We start from the raw sequence: 24,362 nt of genomic DNA on the forward strand, positions 1-24,362 counted from the left end.
TTCTCCTTTAACCCAGGTCGCCGAAGCGGACCTGCAGAGCGGTAATGGCGGTGAGCGCTGTGGTTTCGGTACGCAGAACGCGTGGTCCCAACAGAATATCAGTAAATCCGTGGTCGGTGGTCATGGCGATTTCGTCGGCGGACAAACCGCCTTCCGGGCCGATCAGCAGGCGGACGCGGTCTACCGGCTGCGGCAGCGTGTTGATGCTGTGGCTGGCGCGCGGATGCAGGTTGAGCTTCAGGCTGCCGTCCTGCTCGGCGCACCAGGCCTCCAGCGACATCGCCTCGCGGATTTCGGGAATGCGGTTGCGGCCGCACTGTTCGCAGGCGGCGATGGCGATCTTTTGCCATTGCTGGATTTTCTTCGCCAGACGCTCGCCGTCCAGTTTGACGCCGCAGCGCTCGGAAAATAGCGGGGTAATGACGTTGACGCCCAGCTCTATGGATTTCTGAATGGTGAACTCCATCTTCTCGCCGCGCGAGATCACCTGGCCCAGATGCAGGTTGAGCGGCGATTCGATGTCATCCACGCGGCCGTCGCCGAGGCGCACCAGCACGCTCTTTTTGTCCACCCGAACTATCTCGGCGTCGAACACCTGGTTGCTGCCGTCGAACAGCTGCAGCGCCTGGCCGGCGCTCATGCGCAGCACGCGGCCGACGTGGTTGGCGGCGTCCTCGCTGAGGGCGATCTCCGCCCGATCGGTCAACGGCTGTGGATGGTAAATGCGGGGTATGCGCATGGGTTGTCTGATCCTGACGAAACGGCGCCGCGGGTTGGCGGCGCCATGAAAGATAAAGGCTATAGTAGGTTAGCTTTTCCGCTGCTGACAAGCCTGTTGAATATAGGGGTTGTGATTGCCCTGCACCTTGGCGATACGTGCTTCACGCTGACATTCCCATTGGCTCACCGGATATTGCCGGTTCCACACCTCGAACAGCTGGGTTTGCTGGCGTGACAGCCGCAGCTGGTAGCGATCGCGCATGTAGAAGTAGGTGCGGGCAATGGCGCCGCGTGCGCGGGCGGGCGGCTCTGCCTGTTTATTCTTGAAGTCCACCTTCATCGGGCATTGCCCGTATTGGCCTTCGCCGCCGTTCCATTGGCTGTACATGAAGTTATTGCGATCGCCGTTCACCTCACCAATCGCCGGTTGCAGGTTGTGCAGATCGGTTTCTATCTGGCGATAGGTGGCGTCTTTGTTGCAGTTCTTGCGCCCGCCGTCCTGCCAGCACTGCAGCTGGTGGCCGAACTGCCAGGCCGGCACCACGTGTTCCCACTCGATGCGCTGCGCGCGCTGGGCGTTTTTACGCACCTGATAGCCGCAGCCGGCGAGATCCGGGATGCCCTTCTTGCCTTGCCAGTCGATGCGGCAGCCGCAGTAAAAACTGCCCGGCGCATCCTGATTAATCTTGGCCGCCGCCGCCTTGGCCTGAGAAAAGTTATTGATGCCGTGCGCCTGTACGGCGCCTGCGGCGAAAACCGCGATAAACAAAATTCTGCGAAGCATATTCCAAAACAGCTCAAAATTGGAAAAGCAGGCAGGGTAACGGAACTTGCCGGCAGTGGCAAATGGCGATATTTGCTTGTTTTAACGTATAAATCCTTTAACTAATGGTTCTCGCTAGCGAGAAATTTCAGTTTTTCGCCGCACCGGCGGCAGCGGTATTCGCTTTCGCCGCGCAGCACGCGGTTATGGCGGCGAATGGTGAGCTGGTGCTGCCCACAGCCGCAGCGGTAGGGGAAGGTTTTGCTCTGCACCGAGGCGGTTTCGAAACGGTGAGTGCGGCTGGCGGGGGTCAGCAGCACGCTTTCCATCATCCAGCGCCATTCGCGGCCGTGCGGCGCCACCCGGCCGAATTGGCGAAATACCAGCAGGTGCGCCAGCTCGTGTGGCACCACCTCATCGATAAACGGCTGTTGGTTTTCCAGCAGCAGCACCGGATTCAGGCGGATTTCCCAGCTTTGCAGCCAGGCGGTGCCCGCGCTGGTGCCGCGTTGCTGATAGACGATGCTGGGTTCGGGGAACTCGACGGCAAAATGCCGGCGTGCCAACTGCAGCTTTTCTCGCAGGCAGCGCATCACCGCTTGTTGCAGCGCGATGGGGATTCTTGGTTTGTTCATTGCGGCCTAGCTTAAGCAATGGCGCGGCGGCTGACAATATGCCCCGGCCTAAATCCGCATCCGACGCTTTCTTGGCGCTGTGCGCCGGTTTTTCGCCACATTGATAAGGCGATCGCCGCCGATGGATTGTAATCAATGTGTTAACTGCGGGATAATAAAGCGTGCATGATGAGCCTGTACCCGCAGTTCTCACCGAGCAAGGTTGAAACGCCGCCTGTGGTAATCCCTTACGCAAAGAGCGGTTATTTTGCGATTTGGCGCAATAACTGACTGATTAAAAATACGTAAGGTGGAGGCAGTTTTTTGACAAGGCGCCGAGCCGTGCGCCGCAAGTGTGAATTTAACGCAGCTGATGTTGCAAGTGAGAGATCAATGTCGAATAAACCGTTCCACTATCAAGATCCGTTCCCGCTGAAGAAAGACGATACCGAATACTACCTGCTGAGCCGCGACCACGTTTCCGTGAGCGAATTTGAAGGCCAGGAAATTCTGAAAGTTGCCCCTGAAGCGTTAACCCTGCTTGCCCAGCATGCGTTCCACGACGCCTCGTTCATGCTGCGCCCGGCGCACCAACAGCAGGTGGCCGATATCCTCGACGATCCGGACGCCAGCGAAAACGACAAGTACGTTGCGCTGCAATTTCTGCGTAACTCAGAAATCGCCGCCAAGGGTATTTTACCGACCTGCCAGGACACCGGCACGGCGATCATCGTCGGCAAAAAGGGCCAGCGCGTCTGGACCGGCGGCGGCGATGAAGCGGCGTTGTCGCGCGGGGTGTACAACACCTACATCGAAGAGAACCTGCGCTATTCGCAGAACGCCGCGCTGGATATGTACAAAGAGGTCAATACCGGCAGCAACCTGCCGGCGCAGATCGATCTCTACAGCGTGGACGGCGAAGAGTACAAGTTCCTGTGCATCGCCAAGGGCGGCGGTTCCGCCAACAAAACCTATCTATATCAGGAAACCAAGGCGCTGCTGTCGCCGGGCAAACTGAAAAATTACCTGGTCGACAAGATGCGTACGCTGGGCACCGCGGCTTGCCCGCCGTACCACGTGGCGTTTGTCATCGGCGGCACCTCGGCGGAAGCGACGCTGAAAACCGTCAAACTGGCCTCGACCAAGTATTACGATGGCCTGCCGACCGAAGGCAACGAGCATGGCCAGGCGTTCCGCGATCTGGAACTCGAAGCGGAACTGCTGCAAGAAGCGCAGAACCTGGGTCTGGGCGCGCAGTTCGGCGGCAAATACTTCGCGCACGATATCCGCGTGGTGCGCCTGCCGCGCCACGGCGCGTCCTGCCCGGTCGGCATGGGCGTCTCCTGCTCGGCGGACCGCAACATCAAAGGCAAGATCAATCGCGACGGCATCTGGCTGGAAAAACTGGAGCACAACCCGGGTAAATTCATTCCTCAGGAACTGCGCCAGGCCGGGGAAGGCGAGGCGATCAAAGTCGATCTCAACCGTCCGATGGCCGAGATCCTCAAGCAGCTGTCGCAGTACCCGGTTTCCACCCGCCTGTCGCTGAGCGGCACCATCATCGTCGGCCGCGATATCGCGCACGCCAAGCTGAAAGAGCGTCTGGATCGCGGTGAAGGCCTGCCGCAGTACGTCAAGGATCACCCGATCTACTACGCCGGCCCGGCCAAAACGCCGGAAGGCTACGCGTCAGGTTCGCTGGGGCCGACCACCGCCGGACGTATGGATTCCTACGTCGATCTGCTGCAATCTCACGGCGGCAGCATGATCATGCTGGCGAAAGGCAACCGCAGCCAGCAGGTGACGGATGCCTGCCACAAGCACGGCGGTTTCTACCTCGGCAGCATCGGCGGCCCGGCGGCGGTACTGGCGCAGCAGAGCATCAAGAGCCTGGAGTGTGTGGAGTACCCTGAGCTGGGTATGGAAGCGATCTGGAAAATCGAAGTGGAAGATTTCCCGGCGTTTATCCTGGTGGATGACAAAGGCAATGACTTCTTCCAGAAGATCCAGGCCGGTCAATGCTCCAGCTGCCTGAAATAAGCGTTGCCCCCTTCGCCGCCTGCGGGCGGTGAAGGGGATTGTGTAAAGTCCTGTAGCCCGCTGGACGTCGAGTTTTAACCTGTATACCCTACGCGGATAGCACTAAAATTCGACTAATGGAATATCGGCAACAGAAGGTTTCGGCAAGCACATGGGAACGCAGGAAAGTCATATCAGGGAATTGCTGGTCTGGATTGAAGACAACCTGACCAATCCACTGTCGTTGGATATCGTTTCCGCCAAGTCTGGCTATACGAAATGGTACCTGCAGCGTATGTTCAAGAAGCAGACCGGATTATCGTTAGCCTCGTATATCCGCGCTCGCCGCCTCTACCTCGCCGCCTTCGCCTTGCGTTTCACGCAGAAGAGCATCCTCGATATCTCGGTCGAATACCAATTCGATAACCAGCAGACGTTCTCGCGCTGTTTCAAGAAACACTTCGCCGAATCGCCCAGCGTGTATCGCCATGCCCGCAAGCAGGACTTCAGCAATCTGGTGCGTTCGCTGGCGGCCAGCCAGCCCGGCGATATTCAGGTTGAACGCGTCAGCATTGCCAGAGGGCAATATGCCTTTCACGGCAAACATTACGCGTACCATCTGGATATCGAGAAGCTGGACAAGTCGCACCTGCCGCAGCGCAGCGCGCTGCGTGGGCAGTTCTATACCTTGCTGGGTGAGCGCCCGGCACAAACCTATTCGTTTACCCAGCTGGTGCCGGACGGCGAGCGGGTCAGGGTCGATTATACCCTGGGCGTGACGACGGAATACCCGCTGCGCGAAGGCGTGGTGCTGGAGGCGCTGCCGGAGATCCACGGCGAATTTTGCCGTTTTCGCTATTCCGGCAAGCCGGTGGCACTCAACGATCACATCATTAAAATCTACACGCAGGTGTTGCCCGAAATGGGGCTGGCCCGCGGTGACGGGCCGGACATTACGGTGTTTAGCTATTCGCTGAGCGGGAAAGAGGAGCTGCATCTGGAGCTGCAACATTTGGTGCCGGTGGTGCCGCTGCACTGATCCCGTCGGCGGCCGGCAGCCGGTTTTTTTGCTGCACGATCGCTGCCATCACCGCCAGGGCGATCTCCGCCGGGGTTTTGCTGCCCAGCGGCAGGCCGATCGGCGCATGGATGCGTTCCAGCTCCTGCGGCGTGAATTCGGCAATCTGCTGCAAACGCTGGCGCCGCCGCGCGCTGTTTCTGAGCGAGCCCATGGCGCCGATGTAAAACGCCGGGGTGTGGATCGCTTCCATCAGCGTCAGGTCGTCCATGCGCGGATCGTGGGTCAGCGCCACGACGGCGGTATTGGCGTGGCATCCCCCTTCTTCAATAAATTTGGCCGGAAACTGGCGCAGCAGCGTCACGCCCGGTTTCAGCTCGGCGGCAAAGTTATCCAGCGCCTCCGGGCGGTTCTCGCACACCAGCACCTCAAACCCCAGCGCCACGGCGAAATCGGCGCAGTACAGCGCTACGCTGGACAGCCCGGCGATCAGCAGGCGCGGCGCGGCCGCGATGTGCAGGGTGATCTGCTCGAGCCGGCGTTCGACCTGCGTAGCGCTGGTGAAGTGGCTTTGCTCGAGGCTGTGGCAGGCGTTGGGCAGCGTCAGGCGTTTGATCAACGCGTGATGCCCTTCCAGCGCGCCGGCGATGCGTTGCAGGTAAGCGATGCTGTCTTCACCCGCCGGCAGGTATTCGATCAGCACGTCCAGCACGCCGCCGCAGGGGAGCGCCACGTTGGGCGTCATGCCGCCTTCGCCGTAACGGATCACCTGGCTGGATGCCTGGTACGCCCCGCCGGCCACGCGCCGCAGAAAATCCTCCTCCACGCAGCCGCCCGACAGCGAACCGCTGTAGCGGCCGTCGCGGGTCGCCGCCATCAACGCGCCCGGCGAGCGCGGCGAAGAGCCGTAGGTGCTGAGCACGGTGCATAACCAGACCGGCTGTTGCTGCAGCCAGCTTATCGCCTGGCTGACCACGGTGACATCAAGATGTTGCATAGGTGAATTTACTCGCTGGCCGGGAGTTGCGATGGAAGATCAATATCCTGCACGACGCCGGGGTGCTCAAGCGGCAGCAGGTGTGCCGCCGCGCCTTGCAGCAGTTCACGGGCGCCATTATCGCCGCGCAGTTGGCAAAGCGGTTTGCGCAATCGGGCGGAAAAGCCAACCGGGTGACCGGGCTGTTGCGCATAACAGGGGCGCACGATCGGGTGCTGCCGTAAGGCATCCGCCACCTGCCGGAAAACCTCGGCGTTGACGAACGGCATATCGGCCAGGTGGATCAGCCAGCCCTGCCAGTGCGGCGTGGCCGCAACGCCCGCGGCGATCGAGTCGCCGAGGCCCGCGCTGGCGAGCAGGGTGACCGGCACCTGCTTGGCGGCGCAGGCTGCCAGCACCGGCAGATTATCCGGCCGGGTTACTACCTGTACCGGCAGGCCGGAAGCCAGCGCCTGGCGCAGAGTGTGTTCGAACAGCGATCGCTGCTCGCCCGCTGCATCGGCGAATCCGGCGTTCAATTTGTTGCCCTGACCGCCGGCCTGAATAAAGCGCTCCCCGCGTCCGGCGGCGGTAATGACAATGCCCGTAGTCATGGTTGAAGTCCGCGTTTGCGCAAATTATTTATTAGCCTACAAACTACCTGTGTTTTGCAAATGTTTTTTTGTTGAAAACAGCCTGTTAATCATCACATAATTTTAGTTATAAGCATATGCTTATGACGTCTACGGCAAGGTCGTCAGCGTTTGCGCAACAACACCGCGAACAAAAACCAATTACAAGAAAGACGTGAAGGACTTATTTATGAGCAATTTCAACCCGTCGCGGCGCCGCTTTATCAAAAGCGCCGTGATTGCGGGGGTGTCTGTGTATCTCGCACCCCTGTACAGCCGCGCCTATGCCGCGCTGTTCGAGCAAAAAATCCTCCAGTCACCCAACTGGGATCCGCAGACCAAACGCGTCCGTTTCCGTATCGATGGCCGCGCCAAGGTCATGGGGCAGAAGGTGTTCGCGCGCGATATCCGTGCGGTGGACATGCCGCACTGGCCGCAGAAACAGGCGCACGCCTTCATTCTGCGCGTCACCAAAGCCGACCGGCTGTTCGAAGGGGTCGATCTGTCGCTGTTGGGGGACGACCTGCAGCCGGATCGCCTGGTGACGGCGGAAGATCTGGCGCGCGATGGCCTGGCCTTCCCGGCGTTCTACGGTGACGACATGCTGCTGCCGAGCGGCAAAACCCCGGCCTACCTCGGCCAGGCGGTGGCGATCCTGATCTATCACGACTTCGCCCGTTTCCGCTTCGCCAAGGACAAGCTGAAATTTCGTGAAGAAACCATCAAATACGGCGCGGTCACCGGCCCGCTGGAGCGCGATCCCTGGGGCAGCTTCCGCTATGTGCGAGTGGGGGGCGATCGACCGTTCGACGACGATCGCTTCTCCAGCCTGAAGGACACGCCAATCTTCCCGGTATCGATGAAAAAACACCTGCCGGTGTGGCCGGAAGGGCGCGAGGGCGGCAAGCTGGATCAGGAAGGCATGCGCTATGCGGGCCAGATCGCCGACGAGATGGCAAACCCGCCGGCCGATTGGCTGGTGATGTCACGCCGCTACACTACGCAGTCGATCGATACCTCGGCGCTGGAGCCGGACAACGCCAACGGCTGGTTCGACGCCGAGACGCAAACCCTGCATCTGGTGGTGCCGACCCAGTCGCCGCAGGAAGTGGCCGACGAGATGCCGCGCATGCTGGCCAAGCGCAACCCGCCGGTGAAACAGCTGATCCTGCACCCGTGCTACACCGTGGGCTACGGCTCGAAAGATCACTATAACTTCCCCTATTACGGCGCGGTGGCGGCGATGTACGGCGACGGCCACCCGGTGCGCCTGGCCAATGACCGCTTCGAGCAGTTCCAGACGGCGCTGAAGCGCCACGCGTTCGACATGAACTATCGCATCGCGGTGAATCGCCAGACCGGCGTTATGCAGTCGTTCCTCGGTGACATGACGGCGGACGGCGGCGGCCGCAGCAACTTTACCCCTTCGGTGGTGATGGTCGGCGCGACCGCCGCCCAGTCGATTTACTACTTCCCGAAAAGCGATCTGTCGTCGGTCGGGCTGGCCTCACGCGCCATCGACGCCGGTTCGGCGCGCGGTTACGGCACGCTGCAGAGCATGGCCGCCACCGAGATGATGGTGGATGAGCTGGCCGCCGAGCTGAAGATCGATCCGATCGAATTCCGCCTGCGCAACGTGTTGAAATCCGGCATGAAAAACACCCAGGGGGCGATCCCGGCCGGTGCGATCCGCGCCGATGAAGTGCTGGAGAAGGCGGCGAAGCATGAGATGTGGCTCAAGCGCGCCGAACGCAAGGCCGAGTTTGAGAGCCTCCATCCCGGCAAGCGCTATGGCGTTGGCTTCGGCTGCGTGCAGAAAGACTTCGGCACCGGGGCGGAAACCTCGTTCGCCCGGGTGGAGCTGAGTGAAGACGGCCGCATCACGCTGCATCACAGCGGCGCGGAGATGGGCACCGGCATGTCGACCTCGCAGTCGGTGCTGTGTGCGCAGTGGCTGGGCAAGCCGGCCGACCAAGCGCACTTCTCGGTCACCGACTGGTCGGTACTGCCGATGGTCACCAGCGGCGATCCTTACCTGATGTCGCAAGAAGAGCAGGACAAGCTGCAAACCAACCCCAACTGGACGCCGAGCTACTGTTCGCCGTCCAGCGCCAGCAACTCGGCCTATTACTTCTCGCACAGCACCCGCGAAGCGGCGCGCCTGATCTTCGATCACGGCCTGTGGCCGGCGGCGATGGCGCTGTGGCAGGCCGGTATCGGCGGCGGCCAGGCGGCGCCGCTGGTGGTGCGGCGTGAAGATGCGCGTTGGGTCGAAGGCGGCCTGACGGCGGCGGGCATGTCGGTGCTGAGCCTCGCGCTGTTGGCCAAGACGGCTTATCAGATGGGCGGCGTCACCGGCGCTGCGGTGCACGTCTTCAACCGCTGGCAGTGGGCGGAGGCCGATTTCACGCTGAACGGCAAAAGCGAACGCCTGCCGGTCGACGGCATGGCGCTGCGTATCGCCGGCGGCGAATTCAAACCGCTGGCGCGCGGGCAGGTCTACTACCCGCCAACCCAGCGCAACAATGCGGCGGTGACCTACTACAGCGCCGTCGGCACGCTGGCGGAAGTGGCGGTGGATATCGCCACCGGCCAGGTGGAATTGCTGAATCACCATTCGATCATGGAGTGCGGCAACCTGATCGTGCCGGAACTGGTTTCCGGCCAGCTGCAGGGCGGGCTGGCGATGGGGATCGGCCATGCGCTGCACGAATATTTACCGCTGTACGAAGACGGCCCGGGCAACGGCACCTGGAACTTCAACCGTTACCACCTGCCGCGCGCCAGCGACGTGGCGGTGTGGAAACAGAGCGGCGACATCCTGCCGGCGCTGTCGGAAACCGATCCGCCGAAAGGCATGGCGGAGGTGGTGATGATCCCGATCGTGGCCGCGCTGGTCAACGCCATCGCCGACGCCACCGGCCACCGTTTCCGTGATTTGCCCGTTCGTGCAGAAAATATTCGTGAGGTATTACAATGAGCATTAAAACCCAGCCGATCTCCCTGACCATCAACGAGAAGCAATACGGTCCGATCGAGGTGCCGGAAGGCTTGATGATGATCGATTTCCTGCACGAGTACCTTGACCTGACCGGTTCGCGCCTCGGCTGCGGGCAGGGCATTTGCCACGCCTGCGTGGCGATCGTCGATCACCCGAGCGGCACCAGCGAAGAGGTGCGCACCTGCATTACCGGCGCGCATTTCTTCAACGGCAAGAAAGTGCGTACCGTCGAAGGCCACGCCAAGGTGGACGAGCAGGGCGAGGTGGTTGAACTGTCGCCGATCCAGCAGGCGTTTCTGGAGCACTACAGCTTCCAGTGCGGCTACTGCACGCCGGGCTTCGTCAACGCCGCCACCATTTTCGTGGAAAAGCTCAAGCGTGAACCTATCGCTCGCGAACAGCTGGAAAGCGCCATCGAGCAGGCGCTGGACAGCCACATCTGCCGCTGCACCGGTTATGTGCGTTACTACGAAGCGGTGCGCGACGTGGTGCTGAAAACGCCGGGCCTGCTGAAGGAGACGGCGCAATGAAAAAACGTCTCGCAGTATTGATTGTGCTGGTGGCGATCGTGGTGATTGCGCTGCTGTGGTGGCGGGAAAACCGGCGTTACGACGGCCCGGTGCAGCAGGTGAGCGCCGGCGCCGAACAGATCGCCCGCGGCCGCTATCTGGCGCAGGCCGCCGACTGCGCCGCCTGCCATACCGCCAGCGGCGGGGCGCCGTTGGCCGGTGGCTATCCGCTGGACACGCCGTTTGGCACGATTTACGGCAGCAACCTGACGCCGTCGGCCGACCACGGCATCGGGCGCTGGACCAAGGACGACTTCTTCCTGGCGCTGACGCAGGGCGTGGCGCCGGGCGGGCGACACCTGTACCCGGCGATGCCTTACACCTCGTACAAGGGCATATCGCGTCAGGATGCCGACGACATCTACGCTTACCTGATGACGCGCCCGGCGGTGGACGTCGCCATTCCGGCCAATGAGATGCCGTTCCCGTTCAACCAGCGCATGGCGCTGATCGGCTGGAACCTGCTGTTCCGTAGCCAGGATCCGCTGCCGGCCAGTTCGCAGGGCAACTCGCCGCAATGGCAGCGCGGCCGCTATCTGGCCGACGTGCTGGGCCACTGTGGCGAATGCCACACGCCGCGCGGCGCACTGGGGCAGATGGATCTCGCTAAGCCGATGCAGGGCGGCGATCTCGGCCGCTTCACGGCGCCGGACATTACGCCGCACGGCCTGGCGCAGCGCGGCTGGACGCCGCAGGACGTCAGCCGCTTCCTCAGCACCGGCCTCGCGCCGCAGGGTTCCGCCTTCAGCGAGATGCACATGGTGGTGGATCTCAGCACCCGTCATTTGACGCCGGAAGACCATCAGGCGCTGGCGCTGTATCTGATGGGCGAGCAGCCGCCTGCGGCGGTGCCGGTGAAAATGGGCCAGGGCAGCGATAGCGGGCGTATGGTCTATCTGGATCAGTGTGCCGGCTGCCATGCGCGCGAAGGCGAGGGCAAACCGCACGTCGCACCGGCGATGCGTGATAACGCCACGCTGCGTCAGGCCGACGGCAAGAACCTGATCGTGTCGGTGCTGGATGGCCTGCCGGCCCAGCAGTTCCCGAACGATGAAAGCATGCAGAGCATGCCGGGCTTTGGCGAGCGGCTGAGCGATGCCGACGTGGCGGAACTGGTGAATTACCTGCGCGTGACCTGGGGCGGCTTGCCGGCGGACGTCACCGCCGAGCAGGTGAAAGCGCTGCGCAAGTAAGCGGCGTTCAGGCGAAAAAAATGGCCCGCATCTGCGGGCCATTTTATTTATTGTGCGGTCACGGGATTCAACGGCTGGTTACGCCGTCGACGCGCTGACTGCGCTGTTTGATGGCGTAACCGACGGCCAGGATCGCCACCCACACCGGGATCAGCAGCACCGAGATTTGAATGCCCGGCGTCAGGTACATGATCACCAGGATGCCGGCCATGAACAGCAGGCACAGGTAGTTGCTGAACGGGTACCAGAACGCTTTGAACTTCGGCACCACGCCTTCGCGGTTTTTGGCGGCGCGGAATTTCAGGTGCGCCAGGCTGATCATCGCCCAGTTGATCACCAACGCCGATACCACCAATGCCATCAGCAGTTCGAAGGCGCGGCCCGGAATCAGGTAGTTAATCAGCACGCACAGCGCGGTGGCGAGGGCGGAGATGCCGATGGCCACTACCGGTACGCCGCGGCCGTCGACCTTCAGCAGGCTTTTCGGGCCGTTGCCCTGCTGCGCCAGGCCATACAGCATGCGGCTGTTGCAGTAGACGCAGCTGTTGTACACCGACAGCGCAGCGGTGAGCACCACGACGTTCAGCACGGTCGCCACCAGGTTGCTGTTCAGCGCGTGGAAGATCAGCACGAATGGGCTGCCGCCTTCAACCACTTTGCCCCACGGGTACAGCGACAGCAAAATGGCCAGCGAACCGATATAGAAGATCAGGATGCGGTAGATCACCTGATTGGTGGCTTTCGGAATGCTCTTTTGCGGGTTGTCGGCTTCGGCGGCGGTGATACCGACCAGCTCGAGGCCGCCAAAGGAGAACATGATCACCGCCATCGCCATCACCAGGCCCATGAAGCCGTTCGGGAAGAACCCGCCCTGCGCCCACAGGTTGGTGACGGTGGCTTCCGGGCCGCCCATGCCGCTGAACAGCAGGTAGGCGCCGAACACGATCATGCCGATAATCGCCACCACCTTGATGATGGCGAACCAGAACTCCATCTCGCCGTAAACTTTAACGTTGGCGAGGTTGATGGCGTTAATCGCCAGGAAGAACACTGCGGCGGAGACCCAGGTAGGGATCTCTGGCCACCAGTACTGCACGTAGATACCGACCGCGGTCAGCTCCGCCATTGCCACCAGGACATACAGCACCCAGTAGTTCCAGCCGGAGGCAAAGCCGGCGAAGTTGCCCCAGTATTTGTAGGCGAAGTGGCTGAAGGAACCGGCGACCGGCTCTTCCACCACCATTTCCCCCAACTGGCGCATGATCAGAAACGCGATGAAGCCGCCGATGGCGTAGCCGAGAAGCACTGACGGGCCGGCCATTTTTATTGTTTGAGCGATACCGAGAAATAGCCCGGTGCCGATTGCGCCACCTAAGGCGATGAGCTGAATATGGCGGTTTTTCAGGCCGCGTTTCAGCTGGTCACCATGCTGTTGACCATCCATCAATCTAACCCTCTGTCGTTGTGAATGCCCACATGCCTGTAAAGCAGTGGTTACGATGTGTGTTTTGTTTTATTTACGGCGTTATAGCTATTAATTCCACGGCGCCGCTACCGTTTGGCAGAGAATAATGTTATGTGCGTCGGTTTGCACCTGCTTTGTCGTGTGAGTGATTAAGATTGCAGCAGTTTAGGAAACAAAATGCGGGTTGTGTGACGGCGGGGGGGATTCAGTGCATGAAATAAGCAACAAATCACATAATGCGCAAAAATAACGTAGATCCGAGCGGCGGCGTGCGTTCAAATAATGAACGAACTCCCGTTGCGCCGCTCGCCAAATAGCCATTCATTAAAGCGTCATAACCATGCAATAAAACTCGGGCAAAAAGTTTGCACTCTGCCTTGCGTAAGGTTTGGTAAAAGTTAAATCCCCAACCGGGCGCGTAAATGGTAATACCATCACGGCGTTACCGGTTTGCAGCGGGGTTTTCAGCGGGGTGTTAAAATGTGCGGGTAACCTGATTTCGATCAAGGCCCGTATGGACAGGAGGTGAATACTTTGTTACTTTACCGTCACGTTTTTGAAATTGGTATTACCAATTGACTCCGCGCCATTCGCAGAGAAGAATTCACTCATGGCCTACAGCAAAATCCGCCAACCCAAGTTGTCAGATGTTATCGAGCAACAGCTCGAATACCTGATCCTCGAGGGGACACTGCGCCCAGGCGAAAAACTGCCTCCGGAGCGCGAGCTGGCGAAACAATTTGATGTCTCCCGTCCTTCTCTGAGAGAGGCCATTCAGCGCCTGGAAGCGAAAGGGCTGCTCCTGCGCCGTCAGGGCGGCGGCACCTTCGTGCAAACTAATCTGTGGCAGAGCTTCAGCGATCCGCTGGCCGAGCTGCTGGCCGACCATCCCGAATCACAGTTCGATCTGCTGGAAACCCGTCACGCGCTGGAAGGCATTGCCGCCTATTACGCGGCGCTGCGCGGCACCGATGAAGATCTGGCGCGCATCCGCGACTGCCACATCGTGATTCAACAGGCTCAAGACAGCGGCGATCTCGACGCCGAAGCCGATGCGGTCATGCAGTATCAAATCGCCGTGACCGAAGCTGCCCACAACGTTGTGTTACTTCACCTGCTACGCTGCATGGGGCCGATGCTGGAACAGAACGTGCGTCAGAACTTTGAATTGCTCTACTCGCGCCGTGAGATGTTGGCAAAAGTGAGCAGCCACCGCGCCGGAATTTTTGAGGCGATTGTGGCACGCGAGCCGGAAAAGGCCCGTGAAGCCTCGCATCGCCACTTGGCGTTTATCGAGGAAATCTTGCTGGATCTCAGCCGGGAGCATACTCGGCGCGAGAGATCGCTACGGCGTCTCCAGCAACGCAAGGATTAAGAGCTGTCCTCTTCAGGGTACACCAGCCTGCGGGGGTTAAGTTCGAGGTACTTAGTTAAGTACTTAAGCGGCAACTAAACTGATGGGCCTGTCTTCGTGTGTTTTTGCACAGAGCACAGGAAGACAGGCTCCAAACAAACCATTAGACAGATAAGGAATACCACCATGTCAGAACGTTTAAACAATGACGTGGATCCGATCGAAACCCGCGACTGGCTGCAGGCGATCGAATCGGTCATCCGTGAAGAGGGTGTTGAGCGAGCTCAGTTTCTGATTGATCAGGTATTGGGAGAAGCCCGCAAAGGCGGCGTTAACGTTGCGGCCGGTGCTGCAGCGCACAACTACGTCAACACCATCGCGGTAGAAGACGAACCGGCCTACCCAGGCAACCTGGATCTGGAACGCCGCATTCGCTCTGCGATCCGTTGGAACGCGATCATGACCGTTCTGCGCGCATCCAAAAAAGACCTGGAGCTGGGCGGCCACATGGCTTCCTTCCAGTCTTCCGCGACCTTCTATGAAGTCTGCTTTAACCACTTCTTCCGCGCACGCAACGAGAAAGACGGCGGCGACCTGGTGTACTTCCAGGGCCACATCTCTCCGGGCGTTTACGCGCGTGCCTTCCTTGAAGGCCGCCTGACCGAAGAACAAATGAACAACTTCCGTCAGGAAGTGCACGGCAATGGCCTGTCCTCTTACCCGCATCCTAAGCTGATGCCGGAATTCTGGCAGTTCCCGACCGTTTCCATGGGCCTGGGCCCAATCAGCGCCATCTATCAGGCGAAGTTCCTGAAATACCTGGAACACCGTGGCCTGAAAGATACCTCTGAGCAGACCGTTTACGCCTTCCTGGGCGACGGTGAAATGGATGAGCCGGAATCCAAAGGCGCCATCACCATCGCGACCCGCGAGAAGCTGGACAACCTGGTGTTCGTCATCAACTGCAACCTGCAGCGCCTGGACGGCCCGGTTACCGGCAACGGCAAGATCATCAACGAACTGGAAGGCATCTTCTCCGGCGCAGGCTGGCAGGTGCTGAAAGTGATCTGGGGCGGCCGTTGGGACGAACTGCTGCGTAAAGACACCAGCGGTAAACTGGTTCAGCTGATGAACGAGACCCTGGACGGCGACTACCAGACCTTCAAATCCAAAGACGGCGCTTACGTGCGTGAGCACTTCTTTGGCCGTTACCCGGAAACCGCGGCGCTGGTCAAAGACATGACCGACGACGAAATCTGGGCGCTGAACCGTGGTGGTCACGATCCGAAGAAAATCTTCGCTGCACTGAAAAAAGCGCAGGACACCAAAGGCAAACCGACCGTTATCCTGGCCCACACCATCAAAGGTTACGGCATGGGTGAAACCGCGGAAGGTAAAAACATCGCTCACCAGGTGAAGAAAATGAACATGGAAGGGGTTCACCACTTCCGCGATCGTTTCAACGTGCCGGTTGCCGATGCTGACATCGAAAAACTGCCGTACATCACCTTCGACAAAGAGTCCGAAGAGTACAAATACCTGCACGAACGTCGCCAGGCGCTGAAAGGCTACGTGCCGACGCGTCTGCCTGAGTTCACCCAGAAACTGGAAATGCCGGCGCTGGAAGATTTCAGCTCGCTGCTGGAAGAGCAGAACAAAGAGATCTCCACCACTATCGCCTTCGTGCGTGCCCTGAACGTGATGCTGAAGAACAAGTCGATCAAAGATCGCCTGGTACCAATCATCGCCGACGAAGCGCGTACCTTCGGTATGGAAGGTCTGTTCCGTCAGATCGGTATCTACAGCCCGAACGGCCAGCAGTACACTCCGCAGGACCGTGAGCAGGTTGCTTACTACAAAGAAGACGAGAAAGGCCAAATCCTGCAGGAAGGCATCAACGAACTGGGTGCAGCCTCTTCCTGGCTGGCCGCAGCGACTTCCTACAGCACCAACGATCTGCCGATGATTCCGTTCTACATCTACTACTCGATGTTCGGTTTCCAGCGTATCGGCGACCTGTGCTGGGCAGCGGGCGACCAACAGGCGCGCGGCTTCCTGATCGGCGGGACCTCGGGCCGTACTACCCTGAACGGCGAAGGTCTGCAGCACGAAGATGGCCACAGCCACATTCAGTCTCTGACCATCCCTAACTGCATCTCTTACGATCCGGCTTACGCGTACGAAGTGGCGGTGATCATGCACGACGGTCTGGTGCGCATGTATGGCGACAACCCAGAAAACGTGTACTACTACCTGACCACGCTGAACGAAAACTACCACATGCCTGCGATGCCGCAGGGTGCGGAAGAAGGTATCCGCAAGGGTATCTACAAGCTGGAAACGCTGGAAGGCAGCAAAGGCAAGGTACAGCTGCTGGGCTCCGGTGCCATCCTGCGCCACGTGCGCGAAGCTGCGCAGATCCTGGCGAAGGACTACGGCGTGGGTTCCGACACCTACAGCGTGACCTCGTTCACCGAACTGGCGCGCGACGGCCAGGACTGCGAGCGCTGGAACATGCTGCACCCAACCGAAACGCCACGCGTACCTTACATCGCTCAGGTGATGAGCGACGCGCCAGCGGTAGCGTCTACCGACTACATGAAACTGTTCGCCGAACAGGTTCGTACTTATGTGCCGGCCAGCGATTATCGCGTACTGGGCACCGACGGCTTCGGTCGTTCGGACAGCCGCGAAAACCTGCGTCACCACTTCGAAGTCGATGCATCTTACGTGGTGGTTGCTGCTCTGGGTGAACTGGCTAAACGCGGTGAGATCGAAGCTTCTGTGGTTGCTGATGCAATCAAGAAATTCGACATCAACCCGGAAAAAGTTAACCCGCGTCTGGCCTAAGAGGTACTGAATAATGTCTATCGAAATCAACGTACCGGACATCGGTGCAGATGAAGTCGAAATCACCGAGATTCTGGTGAAGGTCGGCGATAAAGTTGAAGCGGAACAATCGCTGATCACCGTGGAAGGCGACAAGGCTTCCATGGAAGTGCCCTCCCCGCAGGCGGGCGTGGTGAAAGAGATCAAAGTGGCGGTCGGCGATAAAACCGAAACCGGCAAACTGATCATGATCTTCGAAGCGGCAGGCGCAGCGGAAGCTGCACCGGCGGCGAAAGCGGAAGAAAAACCGGCGGCAGCAGCAGCTGCCCCGGCCGCCGCTGCGGCCAAAGACGTTGCCGTGCCGGACATCGGCGCCGACGAAGTCGAAGTGACCGAGATCCTGGTGAAAGTGGGCGACAAGGTGGAAGCCGAGCAGTCCCTGATCACCGTAGAAGGCGACAAGGCTTCCATGGAAGTGCCTGCGCCGTTCGCGGGCACCGTGAAAGAGATCAAGATCGCGACCGGCGACAAAGTGAAAACCGGTTCCCTGATCATGGTGTTCGAAGTGGCCGGCGCCGCTTCCGCTGCGGCCCCGGCTGCGGCGCAAGCCCCTGCCGCCGCAGCCGGACCTGCGGCCTCTGCAGCCAAAGACGTCGCCGTGCCGGATATCGGCGGTGACGAAGTCGAAGTGACCGAAGTGATGGTTAAGGTGGGCGACAAGGTTGCCGCCGAGCAGTCTCTGATCACCGTGGAAGGCGACAAGGCCTCCATGGAAGTGCCTGCGCCGTTCGCGGGTACCGTGAAAGAGATCAAGATCGCGACCGGCGACAAAGTGAAAACCGGCTCCCTGATCATGGTGTTCGAAGTGGAAGGCGCTGCGCCTGCCGCTGCCGCCGCTCCAGCCGCTAAAGCGGACGCTGCGCCGGCGCCGGCCGCCGCTAAAGCCGCCGCTCCGGCTGCGAAAGCTGACGATAAAGGCGAGTTCGCCGAGAACGCGGCATACGTGCACGCGACCCCGGTCATTCGTCGTCTGGCGCGTGAATTCGGCGTTAACCTGGCGAAAGTGAAGGGCACCGGTCGTAAAGGCCGCATCCTGCGCGAAGACGTTCAGACTTACGTGAAAGACGCGGTGAAACGCGCTGAAGCGGCTCCGGCGGCTGCCGGCGGCGGTCTGCCAGGCATGCTGCCATGGCCGAAAGTGGACTTCAGCAAGTTCGGCGAGATCGAAGAAGTCGAAATGGGCCGTATCCAGAAGATCTCTGGCGCGAACCTGAGCCGCAACTGGGTGATGATCCCGCACGTGACTCACTTCGACAAAACCGACATCACCGATCTGGAAGCTTTCCGCAAGCAACAGAACGAAGAAGCGGCCAAGCGCAAGCTGGACGTGAAGTTCACGCCTGTCGTGTTCATCATGAAAGCCGTTGCTGCCGCTCTGGAGCAGATGCCGCGCTTCAACAGCTCGCTGTCCGAAGATGGCCAGAAGCTGACGCTGAAGAAATACATCAACATCGGCGTGGCGGTAGATACCCCGAACGGCCTGGTGGTTCCTGTGTTCAAGGACGTGAACAAGAAGAGCATCACCGAGCTGTCTCGTGAACTGATGGCCATCTCCAAGAAAGCGCGCGACGGCAAGCTGACCGCGGGCGAGATGCAGGGCGGCTGCTTCACCATCTCCAGCCTGGGCGGTATCGGGACGACTCACTTCGCGCCGATCGTCAACGCGCCGGAAGTGGCTATCCTGGGCGTCTCCAAGTCTGCGATGGAGCCGGTCTGGAACGGTAAAGAGTTCATGCCGCGCCTGATGATGCCGATGTCGCTGTCCTTCGACCACCGCGTTATCGACGGTGCCGATGGGGCGCGCTTCATCACCATCATCAACAACATGTTGTCCGACATTCGCCGTCTGGTGATGTAATGCAAAAGGGGCGCAGCATGCTGCGCCCCTGACGATTCTGTAGCAGTTTTGTCGGATTTTGCACAACTCGACAAAATTGTTGAGACACGGGTCACTCGAACACGCTTTGCAGATTATTAACAATTCTGTAAACTGCTCGCGGTGTAAGCGTCCCGGTGGATGAAGGGCGTTATGAGATCGATTAGCAATAAAAATGACGTCTGACCCGCCGGACAATCAATTAAGAGGTCATGATGAGTACTGAAATTAAAACTCAGGTCGTGGTACTTGGGGCGGGCCCGGCAGGTTACTCTGCAGCCTTTCGTTGCGCTGACTTAGGTCTTGAAACCGTTCTGGTTGAACGTTATTCCACTCTGGGCGGGGTTTGCCTGAACGTGGGATGTATCCCTTCCAAAGCACTGCTGCACGTTGCCAAAGTGATCGAAGAAGCCAAAGCGCTGGCCGAACACGGCATCGTTTTCGGCGAGCCGAAAACCGACATCGACAAAGTGCGCGTCTGGAAAGAAAAAGTCATCACTCAGCTGACCGGCGGTCTGGCTGGCATGGCGAAAGGCCGTAAAGTGAAAGTGGTCAACGGCCTGGGCAAGTTCACCGGCGCTAACACCCTGGTTGTGGAAGGCGAAAACGGTCCAACCACCATCAACTTCGACAACGCCATCATCGCTGCAGGTTCTCGTCCGATCCAACTGCCATTCATTCCTCATGAAGATCCACGCGTGTGGGATTCCACCGATGCGCTGGAACTGAAAACCGTCCCAGAGCGTCTGCTGGTTATGGGCGGCGGCATCATCGGTCTGGAAATGGGCACCGTATACCATGCGCTGGGTTCACAGATCGACGTCGTTGAAATGTTCGATCAGGTTATCCCGGCGGCAGATAAAGACGTGGTGAAAGTCTTCACCAAACGTATCAGCAAGCAGTTCAACCTGATGCTGGAAACCAAAGTGACCGCGGTAGAAGCCAAAGAAGACGGCATCTACGTCACGATGGAAGGTAAAAAAGCGCCGGCAGAACCACAGCGTTACGACGCGGTGCTGGTGGCGATCGGCCGCGTGCCGAACGGCAAACTGCTGGATGCCGGTAAAGCCGGTGTTGAAGTTGACGAGCGTGGCTTCATCAACGTCGACAAACAGCTGCGTACCAACGTGCCGCACATCTTCGCTATCGGCGACATCGTCGGTCAGCCGATGCTGGCGCACAAAGGCGTGCACGAAGGCCACGTTGCCGCAGAAGTTATCGCCGGCATGAAGCACTACTTCGATCCGAAAGTGATCCCATCCATCGCTTACACCGAGCCGGAAGTGGCATGGGTGGGTCTGACCGAGAAAGAAGCGAAAGAGAAAGGCATCAGCTACGAAACCTCCACCTTCCCGTGGGCGGCTTCCGGCCGTGCGATCGCTTCCGACTGTGCAGACGGCATGACCAAACTGATCTTCGACAAAGAAACTCACCGCATCATCGGTGGCGCGATTGTCGGCACCAACGGCGGCGAGCTGCTGGGTGAAATCGGTCTGGCTATCGAGATGGGCTGCGACGCGGAAGACATCGCGCTGACCATCCACGCTCACCCGACCCTGCACGAATCCGTGGGCCTGGCGGCGGAAATCTACGAAGGCAGCATCACCGACCTGCCTAACCCGAAAGCCAAGAAGAAGTAATTCTGCTGGCTTGACCGGTTAACAAGCGGCTCCTGAGGAGGGGCCGTTTTTTTTTGCTCAGATGCACCAAGCGGTATTTTTGTGGCCGCTGCGCCAAATTCCGATCCTCCTGCTTATATCCTCTATAACTATATGGATATAATGCCCTGCTAGTCCGGCAGCCGATTACGCTGCGCTCAACGATTCAGCAAAGATTTAATGTTGCTTTTATGTGAACGAATTAACAACCGTTTCAAATCCTGATATGCTGGCTGAGCGGAACCGGGCACTGTACCTTACAGTCCAGGACATCGACAGCAGTGCCCCGTCAGGATAGATGGCATCAATATCGCCGTGCGCTCTACCCATCAGTCTTTCATGCTGTAACGCTGTTTGACCGTGCTTGTTTGCCCCAATCACCGTTTCGGGGCCTTTACGGGCCGATCGCCTAGCCACAGAGTGAAACCCCAAGGGTATAAACCCGGTTTGCATATACGCCAGGCACAATAAATGACAATGAGAGCGAGGAGAACGTCGTGCTAGAAGAATACCGTAAGCACGTAGCCGAGCGTGCTGCTGAGGGCATCGCCCCTAAGCCGCTAGACGCCACCCAAATGGCCGCGCTGGTCGAACTACTGAAGAATCCGCCAAAAGGCGAAGAAGAATTCCTGTTAGACCTGCTGATTAACCGTGTTCCACCGGGCGTCGACGAAGCCGCCTACGTCAAAGCAGGTTTCCTGGCGGCCATCGCCAAAGGCGAAGCGACATCCCCCCTGGTTACCCCTGAGAAAGCCATTGAACTGTTAGGCACCATGCAGGGCGGTTATAACATTCATCCGCTGATCGATGCCCTGGACAACGAAAAGCTGGCGCCTATCGCCGCTAAAGCGCTGTCCCACACGCTGCTGATGTTCGACAACTTCTACGACGTGGAAGATAAGGCTAAGGCCGGTAACCCGCACGCCAAACAGATCATGCAGTCCTGGGCCGACGCCGAATGGTATCTGTCGCGCCCTGAGCTGGCGGAAAAGATCACCGTCACCGTGTTCAAAGTCACCGGTGAAACCAACACCGATGACCTTTCTCCGGCGCCGGACGCCTGGTCGCGCCCGGACATCCCGCTGCACGCGCTGGCGATGCTGAAAAACGAACGTGAAGGCATCGTGCCGGATCAGCCGGGCAGCGTAGGCCCGATCAAACAGATCGAGCTGCTGAACAAGAAAGGCTTCCCGCTGGCCTACGTCGGCGACGTGGTCGGCACCGGTTCTTCCCGTAAATCCGCCACCAACTCCGTGCTGTGGTTTATGGGCGATGACATCCCGCATGTGCCGAACAAGCGCGGCGGCGGCGTGGTGCTGGGCGGCAAGATTGCGCCTATCTTCTTCAACACCATGGAAGATGCCGGCGCCTTGCCGATCGAAGTGGACGTGTCCGAGCTGAACATGGGTGACGTGATCGACGTTTACCCGTACAAAGGTGAAGTGCGCAACCACGAGACCGGTGCGCTGATCGCCAACTTCGAGCTGAAAACCGACGTGCTGCTGGATGAAGTGCGCGCCGGCGGCCGTATCCCGCTGATCATCGGCCGCGGTCTGACCACCAAGGCGCGCGAAGCGCTGGGTCTGCCGCACAGCGAGGTGTTCCGTATCGCCAAACCGGTTGCCGCGAGCAGCAAAGGCTTCTCGCTGGCGCAGAAAATGGTCGGCCGCGCCTGCGGCGTCGCCGGTATTCGCCCTGGCGAATACTGCGAACCGAAGATGACCTCCGTCGGTTCTCAGGACACCACCGGCCCGATGACCCGCGATGAGTTGAAAGACCTGGCCTGCCTCGGCTTCTCTGCCGATCTGGTCATGCAGTCGTTCTGCCACACCGCCGCGTATCCGAAACCGGTCGACGTGACCACGCACCATACGCTGCCTGACTTCATCATGAACCGCGGCGGCGTCTCGCTGCGTCCGGGCGACGGCGTGATCCACTCCTGGCTGAACCGCATGCTGCTGCCTGACACCGTCGGCACCGGCGGCGATTCCCACACCCGCTTCCCGATCGGTATCTCCTTCCCGGCCGGTTCCGGCCTGGTGGCATTTGCCGCCGCGACTGGCGTGATGCCGCTGGATATGCCTGAGTCGGTGCTGGTGCGCTTCAAAGGCAAAATGCAGCCGGGCATCACCCTGCGCGATCTGGTGCATGCCATCCCTTACTACGCGATCCAGCAAGGGTTGCTGACCGTCGAGAAGAAGGGCAAGAAAAACATCTTCTCCGGCCGCATTCTGGAGATCGAAGGCCTGCCGGACCTGAAGGTCGAGCAGGCGTTTGAGCTGACCGATGCGTCCGCCGAACGTTCCGCCGCCGGTTGTACCATCAAGCTGGACAAGGCGCCGATCGAAGAGTACCTGAACTCCAACATCGTGCTGCTGAAGTGGATGATCTCCGAAGGCTACGGCGATCGCCGTACGCTGGAGCGCCGTATTCAGGGCATGGAAAAATGGCTGGCGGATCCGCAGCTGCTGGAAGGCGATGCGGATGCGGAATACGCAGCGGTGATCGACATCGATCTGAACGAGATCAAAGAGCCGATCCTGTGCGCGCCGAACGATCCTGACGATGCACGCCTGCTGTCCGACGTGGCCAACAGCAAAATCGATGAAGTGTTCATCGGTTCTTGCATGACCAACATCGGCCACTTCCGTGCGGCCGGCAAACTGCTGGATCAGCACAAGGGCCAGCTGCCGACCCGTCTGTGGGTGGCGCCGCCAACCAAGATGGATGCGGCTCAGCTGACCGAAGAAGGCTACTACAGCGTCTTCGGCAAGAGCGGTGCTCGTATCGAGATCCCGGGCTGCTCGCTGTGCATGGGCAACCAGGCGCGCGTGGCGGACGGCGCGACGGTGGTCTCCACCTCGACCCGTAACTTCCCGAACCGTCTGGGCACCGGTGCCAACGTCTATCTGGCGTCTGCCGAACTGGCTGCGGTTGCGTCCCTGCTGGGCCGCCTGCCGACGCCGGACGAATACCAGACCTACATGGCGCAGGTCGACAAGACGGCGGCGGATACCTACCGTTACCTGAACTTTGACCAGTTGGGGCAGTACACCGAAAAAGCCGACGGCGTGATCTTCCAAACCGCGGTTTAATTCGAATTTGCATTAGATCAAACCATGGGGCCCTTTAAGGGCCCCATTTTTTATTGCCGCCGTATTCACCCGGACATCCTGTTGCTTAGCCACGCCCGTTGCGGATCTCATTACCCCTAAAATGATTGAAAGGGACATCCCCACGTTCAGGGAATGCGCCTCGGTAACCGTGTTTGGGATCGAAACGGTTATCCACATGGCCGCGAAATTCTCGCGGGCCGTGAAACCAAGGGCCTGCGCCGATAAATCTGCCGCCGATAAACCAATCGGGGCCGTAATAACCGTAGGGGGCGCAATAGTAAGGTGCATAATCGTAATAACCATAGGGACAGGCGGGTTCCGGGCCGATATTGACGATGACATCTGCGGCTGCTCGGGTCGTGGGCAGCAGCAGTAAGCACGCCAGTAACAACACTGGATATTTCGATAAAATAGCGTTCATTTTCAAGCCTCTGATACGAGAATTGGCCTGCATCCAGCCGCATCTTCATCGTGGTGAGACGAGGTCGGCACGCGGCTA

The 24,362-nt window shown here is 59.6% G+C and carries 17 protein-coding genes; 10 read left to right on the top strand and 7 right to left on the bottom strand.

Translation table 11 applies throughout. The features are described 5' to 3' along the window. Nucleotides 1–7: 7 nt before the first annotated feature. From rsmE to FUU19_RS16820, 3 genes are all read right to left on the bottom strand, one after another. Nucleotides 8–739 (bottom strand): 16S rRNA (uracil(1498)-N(3))-methyltransferase, encoded by a 732-nt coding sequence (gene rsmE / locus FUU19_RS16810; RefSeq protein WP_049194742.1) that lies wholly within the window; start codon nucleotides 737–739, stop codon nucleotides 8–10. 69 nt (nucleotides 740–808) lie between these two features. Continuing rightward, nucleotides 809–1,504, bottom strand: coding sequence for a deoxyribonuclease I (gene endA / locus FUU19_RS16815; protein ID WP_141966658.1), 696 nt, complete (start codon nucleotides 1,502–1,504; stop codon nucleotides 809–811). Nucleotides 1,505–1,605: 101 nt separating this feature from the next. Next, the gene (locus FUU19_RS16820) at nucleotides 1,606–2,118 is read right to left on the bottom strand and encodes a SprT family zinc-dependent metalloprotease (RefSeq protein ID WP_141966660.1); all 513 of its coding nucleotides are present in this window, start codon (nucleotides 2,116–2,118) and stop codon (nucleotides 1,606–1,608) included. Between the two features lie 372 nt (nucleotides 2,119–2,490). Between FUU19_RS16820 and fumA the strand changes: the two genes are divergently transcribed. Further along, the gene (fumA, locus tag FUU19_RS16825) at nucleotides 2,491–4,137 is read left to right on the top strand and encodes a class I fumarate hydratase FumA (protein ID WP_033635936.1); all 1,647 of its coding nucleotides are present in this window, start codon (nucleotides 2,491–2,493) and stop codon (nucleotides 4,135–4,137) included. Between the two features lie 151 nt (nucleotides 4,138–4,288). Next, nucleotides 4,289–5,155: a helix-turn-helix domain-containing protein gene (locus tag FUU19_RS16830; protein WP_129993412.1), complete on the top strand. Its 867-nt coding sequence runs from the start codon at nucleotides 4,289–4,291 to the stop codon at nucleotides 5,153–5,155. On the opposite strand, the gene FUU19_RS16835 is transcribed toward FUU19_RS16830, so the two are convergent. Both FUU19_RS16835 and FUU19_RS16840 read right to left on the bottom strand, forming a co-directional pair. Then, a complete protein-coding gene (locus FUU19_RS16835; RefSeq protein WP_202670540.1) occupies nucleotides 5,079–6,131 on the bottom strand; it encodes an XdhC family protein in 1,053 nt (350 codons plus the stop codon). The genes FUU19_RS16830 and FUU19_RS16835 overlap by 77 nt on opposite strands. An 8-nt stretch (nucleotides 6,132–6,139) precedes the next feature. Next, entirely contained in the window at nucleotides 6,140–6,724 is a 585-nt protein-coding gene (locus tag FUU19_RS16840) for a nucleotidyltransferase family protein (RefSeq protein WP_202670541.1), read from the bottom strand. A gap of 208 nt (nucleotides 6,725–6,932) precedes the next feature. Between FUU19_RS16840 and FUU19_RS16845 the strand changes: the two genes are divergently transcribed. Genes FUU19_RS16845 through FUU19_RS16855 form a run of 3 tightly spaced genes read left to right on the top strand, consistent with a single transcriptional unit; the run spans nucleotide 6,933 to nucleotide 11,505 of the window. Continuing rightward, nucleotides 6,933–9,722, top strand: a complete 2,790-nt coding sequence (locus FUU19_RS16845; protein ID WP_202670542.1) for a xanthine dehydrogenase family protein molybdopterin-binding subunit — start codon at nucleotides 6,933–6,935, stop codon at nucleotides 9,720–9,722. After that, on the top strand, nucleotides 9,719–10,273 hold the full coding sequence (locus FUU19_RS16850; protein WP_038879260.1) for a (2Fe-2S)-binding protein: 555 nt from the start codon (nucleotides 9,719–9,721) through the stop codon (nucleotides 10,271–10,273). Before FUU19_RS16845 ends, FUU19_RS16850 begins: the two co-directional genes overlap by 4 nt. Next, complete coding sequence (locus FUU19_RS16855; RefSeq protein WP_202670543.1) at nucleotides 10,270–11,505, top strand: cytochrome c; 1,236 nt, start codon at nucleotides 10,270–10,272, stop codon at nucleotides 11,503–11,505. The genes FUU19_RS16850 and FUU19_RS16855 overlap by 4 nt, the downstream gene beginning before the upstream one ends. A 67-nt stretch (nucleotides 11,506–11,572) precedes the next feature. Here the strand turns inward: FUU19_RS16855 and FUU19_RS16860 are convergent, their stop codons facing one another. Next, a complete protein-coding gene (locus tag FUU19_RS16860) occupies nucleotides 11,573–12,949 on the bottom strand; it encodes an amino acid permease (protein ID WP_141966668.1) in 1,377 nt (458 codons plus the stop codon). 631 nt (nucleotides 12,950–13,580) lie between these two features. On the opposite strand from FUU19_RS16860, the gene pdhR reads away from it, so the two are divergent. The 5 genes from pdhR to acnB all read left to right on the top strand — a co-directional run bounded on the left by pdhR (nucleotide 13,581) and on the right by acnB (nucleotide 23,842). Next, entirely contained in the window at nucleotides 13,581–14,345 is a 765-nt protein-coding gene (gene pdhR, locus FUU19_RS16865) for a pyruvate dehydrogenase complex transcriptional repressor PdhR (protein WP_004937490.1), read from the top strand. 165 nt (nucleotides 14,346–14,510) lie between these two features. Then, the gene (gene aceE, locus FUU19_RS16870) at nucleotides 14,511–17,174 is read left to right on the top strand and encodes a pyruvate dehydrogenase (acetyl-transferring), homodimeric type (protein WP_047729862.1); all 2,664 of its coding nucleotides are present in this window, start codon (nucleotides 14,511–14,513) and stop codon (nucleotides 17,172–17,174) included. A gap of 13 nt (nucleotides 17,175–17,187) precedes the next feature. Beyond that, nucleotides 17,188–19,071 (top strand): pyruvate dehydrogenase complex dihydrolipoyllysine-residue acetyltransferase, encoded by a 1,884-nt coding sequence (gene aceF, locus FUU19_RS16875; protein ID WP_230507259.1) that lies wholly within the window; start codon nucleotides 17,188–17,190, stop codon nucleotides 19,069–19,071. Between the two features lie 233 nt (nucleotides 19,072–19,304). Next, nucleotides 19,305–20,729, top strand: coding sequence for a dihydrolipoyl dehydrogenase (lpdA, locus tag FUU19_RS16880; protein ID WP_004937500.1), 1,425 nt, complete (start codon nucleotides 19,305–19,307; stop codon nucleotides 20,727–20,729). 515 nt (nucleotides 20,730–21,244) lie between these two features. Then, a complete protein-coding gene (acnB, locus tag FUU19_RS16885; protein ID WP_049200102.1) occupies nucleotides 21,245–23,842 on the top strand; it encodes a bifunctional aconitate hydratase 2/2-methylisocitrate dehydratase in 2,598 nt (865 codons plus the stop codon). 85 nt (nucleotides 23,843–23,927) lie between these two features. Here the strand turns inward: acnB and FUU19_RS16890 are convergent, their stop codons facing one another. Next, complete coding sequence (locus FUU19_RS16890) at nucleotides 23,928–24,284, bottom strand: hypothetical protein (RefSeq protein ID WP_141966675.1); 357 nt, start codon at nucleotides 24,282–24,284, stop codon at nucleotides 23,928–23,930. Nucleotides 24,285–24,362 lie beyond the last annotated feature (78 nt).

Source organism: Serratia montpellierensis, assembly GCF_020858655.1.
GTDB lineage: Bacteria > Pseudomonadota > Gammaproteobacteria > Enterobacterales > Enterobacteriaceae > Serratia > Serratia montpellierensis.

Excerpts from the sequence above, each read along its gene's own strand:
- rsmE (WP_049194742.1), bottom strand. The coding sequence starts at position 739 with ATGCGCATACCCCGCATTTACCATCCACAGCCGTTGACCGATCGGGCG.
- endA (WP_141966658.1), bottom strand. The coding sequence starts at position 1,504 with ATGCTTCGCAGAATTTTGTTTATCGCGGTTTTCGCCGCAGGCGCCGTA.
- FUU19_RS16820 (WP_141966660.1), bottom strand. The coding sequence starts at position 2,118 with ATGAACAAACCAAGAATCCCCATCGCGCTGCAACAAGCGGTGATGCGC.
- fumA (WP_033635936.1), top strand. The coding sequence starts at position 2,491 with ATGTCGAATAAACCGTTCCACTATCAAGATCCGTTCCCGCTGAAGAAA.
- FUU19_RS16830 (WP_129993412.1), top strand. The coding sequence starts at position 4,289 with ATGGGAACGCAGGAAAGTCATATCAGGGAATTGCTGGTCTGGATTGAA.
- FUU19_RS16835 (WP_202670540.1), bottom strand. The coding sequence starts at position 6,131 with ATGCAACATCTTGATGTCACCGTGGTCAGCCAGGCGATAAGCTGGCTG.
- FUU19_RS16840 (WP_202670541.1), bottom strand. The coding sequence starts at position 6,724 with ATGACTACGGGCATTGTCATTACCGCCGCCGGACGCGGGGAGCGCTTT.
- FUU19_RS16845 (WP_202670542.1), top strand. The coding sequence starts at position 6,933 with ATGAGCAATTTCAACCCGTCGCGGCGCCGCTTTATCAAAAGCGCCGTG.
- FUU19_RS16850 (WP_038879260.1), top strand. The coding sequence starts at position 9,719 with ATGAGCATTAAAACCCAGCCGATCTCCCTGACCATCAACGAGAAGCAA.
- FUU19_RS16855 (WP_202670543.1), top strand. The coding sequence starts at position 10,270 with ATGAAAAAACGTCTCGCAGTATTGATTGTGCTGGTGGCGATCGTGGTG.
- FUU19_RS16860 (WP_141966668.1), bottom strand. The coding sequence starts at position 12,949 with ATGGATGGTCAACAGCATGGTGACCAGCTGAAACGCGGCCTGAAAAAC.
- pdhR (WP_004937490.1), top strand. The coding sequence starts at position 13,581 with ATGGCCTACAGCAAAATCCGCCAACCCAAGTTGTCAGATGTTATCGAG.
- aceE (WP_047729862.1), top strand. The coding sequence starts at position 14,511 with ATGTCAGAACGTTTAAACAATGACGTGGATCCGATCGAAACCCGCGAC.
- aceF (WP_230507259.1), top strand. The coding sequence starts at position 17,188 with ATGTCTATCGAAATCAACGTACCGGACATCGGTGCAGATGAAGTCGAA.
- lpdA (WP_004937500.1), top strand. The coding sequence starts at position 19,305 with ATGAGTACTGAAATTAAAACTCAGGTCGTGGTACTTGGGGCGGGCCCG.
- FUU19_RS16890 (WP_141966675.1), bottom strand. The coding sequence starts at position 24,284 with ATGAACGCTATTTTATCGAAATATCCAGTGTTGTTACTGGCGTGCTTA.